This is a genomic window from Oricola sp., from assembly GCF_022763245.1.
GTDB lineage: Bacteria > Pseudomonadota > Alphaproteobacteria > Rhizobiales > Rhizobiaceae > Oricola.
Map to the genome: position 1 here is coordinate 1 of NZ_JALEGV010000007.1, position 4,156 is coordinate 4,156.

Annotated in this window: 5 protein-coding genes; all 5 read left to right on the plus strand. The window is 64.6% G+C overall.

All coding sequences use genetic code 11. From position 1 onward, the window contains the following. Window positions 1–1,451 (plus strand): plasmid partitioning protein (locus MRY80_RS01635; protein ID WP_293287272.1); only part of this gene is annotated, 1,451 nt, incomplete at its 5' end. Between the two features lie 90 nt (window positions 1,452–1,541). Beyond that, on the plus strand, window positions 1,542–2,015 hold the full coding sequence (locus MRY80_RS01640) for a hypothetical protein (RefSeq protein ID WP_293287274.1): 474 nt from the start codon (window positions 1,542–1,544) through the stop codon (window positions 2,013–2,015). After that, window positions 2,012–2,878, plus strand: a complete 867-nt coding sequence (locus MRY80_RS01645; RefSeq protein WP_293287276.1) for a hypothetical protein — start codon at window positions 2,012–2,014, stop codon at window positions 2,876–2,878. The genes MRY80_RS01640 and MRY80_RS01645 overlap by 4 nt, the downstream gene beginning before the upstream one ends. 197 nt (window positions 2,879–3,075) lie before the next feature. Next, entirely contained in the window at window positions 3,076–3,336 is a 261-nt protein-coding gene (locus MRY80_RS01650; protein WP_293287278.1) for a hypothetical protein, read from the plus strand. Beyond that, window positions 3,326–3,682, plus strand: a complete 357-nt coding sequence (locus tag MRY80_RS01655) for a hypothetical protein (RefSeq protein WP_293287280.1) — start codon at window positions 3,326–3,328, stop codon at window positions 3,680–3,682. Before MRY80_RS01650 ends, MRY80_RS01655 begins: the two co-directional genes overlap by 11 nt. Window positions 3,683–4,156 lie beyond the last annotated feature (474 nt).

Genomic DNA, 4,156 nt, shown 5'->3' on the forward strand with positions numbered 1-4,156 from the left:
AGCTCGAGGAGATCGAGGTCATCGTGACCGATGCGGCCGAGGATGGCGGCGCCATGCGCTCCATGGTCGAGAACATCGCCCGCGAACCGCTCAACCCGGTCGATCAGTGGCGGGCCATCGAGCGGCTTGTCGCGCTCGGTTGGACCGAGGAAGGCATCGCCGCGGCGCTGTCGCTTTCGGTGCGCCAGATCAAGAAGCTGCGGCTTCTCGCCAATGTGCTTCCGGCTATGCTGGACCAGATGGCCAAGGGCGACATGCCCGACGAGCGGCAGCTACGGACGATCGCCGCCGCCTCGATTGCCGAACAGAAGGAGGTCTGGAAGGCCCACAAGCCCAAGAAGAACGAGACCACGACCTGGTGGTCGGTCGCCAACGGCCTCTCGAAGACCCGCATGTATGCGCGCGACGCCAGTTTCGACGACGAGCTGGCGCAAGCTTACGGCATTGCCTGGGTCGAAGATCTCTTTGCGCCTGCCGATGAAGACAGCCGCTATACGACCGATGTCGAGGCCTTCCTGGGCGCCCAGCAGGAGTGGATGACCAACAACCTGCCGAAGAATGGCATGATCACCGAGTCCAACAATTGGGGCCAGCCGGAATTGCCGAAGAAGGCCGAGCGGGTCTACGGCAAGCCCAAGAAGTCCGATTGCACGGCCATGTATCTCGACCGTGAGGGCAAGGTGCAATCCGTCGTCTACCGGATGCCCGAGCCGAAGGCGGCGAAAGGCAAGGGTGGGGATGGCGGCGCCGTCGCGCCGGCGCAGCGCCCGGACGTCACCCAAAAGGGCCAGGACATGATCGGGGACTTCCGCACCGATGCGCTTCACGAGGCGCTACAGCGTGCGCCGATCGAGGACGACACGCTGATGGCGCTGCTCGTCATCGCCTTTGCCGGTCAGAACGTCCGCGTCGACACTGGATCGGGCAATACAGGGTCGTTCCGCAGCCAGATCGCGCCCCATGCCGCCACCCTCGTCGGTGAGACCGGTAATCTCACCTTCGACAAGGACACGCTCCGCGTCGCGGTCCGCTCGGTGCTGATTGAGGTGCTGTCGTGCCGCCGCAACATGTCGAACAGCGGCATTGTCTCGCGGATCGCCGGCGCCGTCGTCGGGGCCGACACCTTCCTGCCCAATATGGGCACAGAGGACTTCCTTCTGTGCCTCCCCCGGCAGGCGCTTGAGGCCGCATGTGCAGACACGTCGGTGCTGCCGCGCAACAAGGTCCGCGACACCCGCGCCGCCCTCGTCGAGTATTTCCAGGAAGAACGCTTCGTCCACGTGTCGGCGCTGTTCGCGCCCGACGCGAACGAACTTGCCGACTGGAAGGCCCACAACGAGATCGTCGAGGACGAAGACGAGGGGGCTGCCGACGGCTCCGTCGACGAACCGGATGAGGGCGACATCGACCCGGATGCCGTCTCCGAAGGTTTCCGCGAAGCCGCCGAATAGCGGCCTTCATCCTTCCGAACGCTTTTCACGCCGCCGGCATCGTCCGGCGGCGTTTCCGCTTCCATACATCAGACAAGGAGGACATCACCTATGTCCGCGCAACTGATCTTCGACACCGCTCCGCTCGGTGCGATCATCCGCTATTCTGACGGCACGCCGCGCCCACCCGAACGGCACCGCCGCAAGCTCCAAGCCTGGGAGCGCCACAACAATACGGGCCGGCTCGTCAAGAAACAGGCCGCCACCGTCGTTGGCCAGACCACCATCCCGGCCAGCTTCACGCTTCATGAGGGGGACTTCGGCAGCAAGGCCGTCATCGTACGTCGGCTCTTCAGGACCTTCTCGGTCGATAGCGGGCTCGCGTTCTCGGTCGTCGAGCGGCCGACGGTCGGCGCGTTCCTCGTGCTCGATCGTCCCGGTGACGCCGGCGAGCTGGTCCATGTCGCCCAGAACCGGCAGGCGGCCGACGAGTGGCTGTCGCGTCACGGCTATCCCAATGCCGTTCTGCAGGAAGTGACCGCCGATGAAACCGCCACCGATGGCGGCGAGGGGAGGGCGGCATGACCTCCGATCAAGAAGGGCCAGATTTGACGCCGGGGCCGGAGGTTCGTTTCGCCATCAGTCTCGAAGGGTTTCCGGTTGCACAGTTCGGCGACACAGCTTTCGCCATGCTGCCCGGTCGCGCCGAAACGTTCTTTCTTGGGCATGCCTGGCGAATACGCCGCCCGCTTGAGGAGCTCCTCCGCAAGGACTTCTACGGGCATGGCGGTGTGCTCGTCGATCAAGAGGCGTTCCGCGCCCAGGTGCTCGAACAGGCAGAGCATGCCCGCGAAAAGCGTGCCCTCGGACGGCGCGAGATCCGCTCCCGCATATACACGCCATGGGGACCGTCGCAAGGTGCGACAGTGTTTGCCGAGGGTGTCGTCTGCCATTCCACCGCTGGCCATGGCGGGTTCCATCTTGCGACCGACCGCAATGCGAAGGTCGATCGGCGACTTCGCCGGCCTGCCGGCTGGTACGAGGAAGACGCGGAATGGGCGATCGTTGCGCTCACCTTTCCGCATCTCTTCACGAGCTTCGAACGGCGTTGCGCCGAGCAGACCGTGAAAGACAGCTGGCCAGATGCCTGGGAAGCGATCTTCGCAATCGTGCTCGCGCCCGGCCAGTCTCATGAAAAGGATCGGCGTGCGTTTCATGCGCGGCACGCCAGCGACTGGATTGTGATCTCCGCCATCAGGTCCGAGCATCACGGCCGTCATGTGGAGGTCATCGCGACCCTTGGCGGCCACCGGGACCGAGAGGCCGAGCAACGCCGGTTCCTCGTTCCGTCCGGCGAATACGAGATCGGCCGTTTCGGTTTCGTCGTCGATCCCGACCGGCACGAAATCTACGACGGCCCGTCGAGCTTTGTCGGATGGCGGCGGTGATGCCAGGTCCCCTGGAAACTCATCGCCACAGCCTTTGGCTGGCGCGTCGGCTTCCGGCTTGAAGGCGCCCGTCCCCGCCTTGTCATCCAACACTGGCGCCATAGCGCCCGATTTACGGGCGCCGACGCATGGAAACGCGCCGTTCTCATCTCGATCCGCGCCCCCGAATTCGTCCATCCAAAAGGAAGACCCTCCTCATGAGCACCTTTCTCGTTGCCATCCACCTTGTCGTCGATACGAACGGCCCCAATCCCCGCGCAGAAATCACTGCCGCTCTCGAGGCACAACTCGACCGCCCCGCGACACTTGTGCCTGCGGCAGGCAGCATTCTCGACTGGGCCGTCGCTGGCGAAGACCTGGCCGCGTCCATGGCTCCGGTTGCCATCCCGTCCGACTACGGGCCCGGAACCACGCCGTTTCCGCAATGGCCAACGCTGGTGCAAAAGTGTGCGACATGATGATGGCCAGAACGCGATCGAACCTTCTCTGCCGGAAGGAATCGGCGCACCGGCAGACGAGGGCGATATTGAACGGATCGAACGGCAGATTTCCGCCAGGGCAGAACGCATGACCACGACAGCCAAGGCGAAGATCCGAAGACATCCCCGCGGGGGATCGCGGTGGACGCGGTCGGATGAGGCTGCGTTCCGGGCCTATGTCGAACAGCTCAGCTTCCAGCGGCGCGGCGAAATCGATGCCCTCAGCCGAAAGCTCTCACGACAGGAGCGGGCGATCCTCTCCGTCAGGGCAAAGACCATCAGCAACGGGCCGACCAGCAAAGCGGATGCGCAAGCCGTATTGTGACGGCAGGAGCATATACCAACCTGCCACGGTCATTTCCTTCACATTGGGCGCCGGTGGAATGCCAACTCTTCCGGCCTCCCTTCGGTTCTGGTCGCGGTCGTAAACCGGCGGCCGGAGCCTTCAAGGCCGCTGACGCGCCGCGGTGCGGCCGCACGCACCATCCTCGCCAAACCGGTCCCGCGGAACTGCGCCAGGGCTTGATAAGCCCTGCTGGCCCGCAGGATAGGTTCGCTCGGCTCGGTCCGTGCGGACCCTGAAGCCCCCGTCTTTCCGCCGGTTTCTTTTGCCCGCGCCCGAAGGGAGGGCCGGCAGGGGTCGGCTCGAGCCTTCGGTCAAATCGTGAAGGAAAGGACCTCACATGACCAGCAACGCTCGTCCCTCCCGTCAATCCGGCAAGATCGTCCAGCTCCGCAAGGGCGCTTCCCTCGAAATGGTCCGGCTCGCCTGCCCCGACAGCGCCCAGGCCTCCCTCAT

Bases quoted from the DNA above. Each gene is read 5' to 3' on its own strand.
- MRY80_RS01650 (WP_293287278.1), top strand. From the start codon at position 3,076: ATGAGCACCTTTCTCGTTGCCATCCACCTTGTCGTCGATACGAACGGC.
- MRY80_RS01640 (WP_293287274.1), top strand. From the start codon at position 1,542: ATGTCCGCGCAACTGATCTTCGACACCGCTCCGCTCGGTGCGATCATC.
- MRY80_RS01645 (WP_293287276.1), top strand. From the start codon at position 2,012: ATGACCTCCGATCAAGAAGGGCCAGATTTGACGCCGGGGCCGGAGGTT.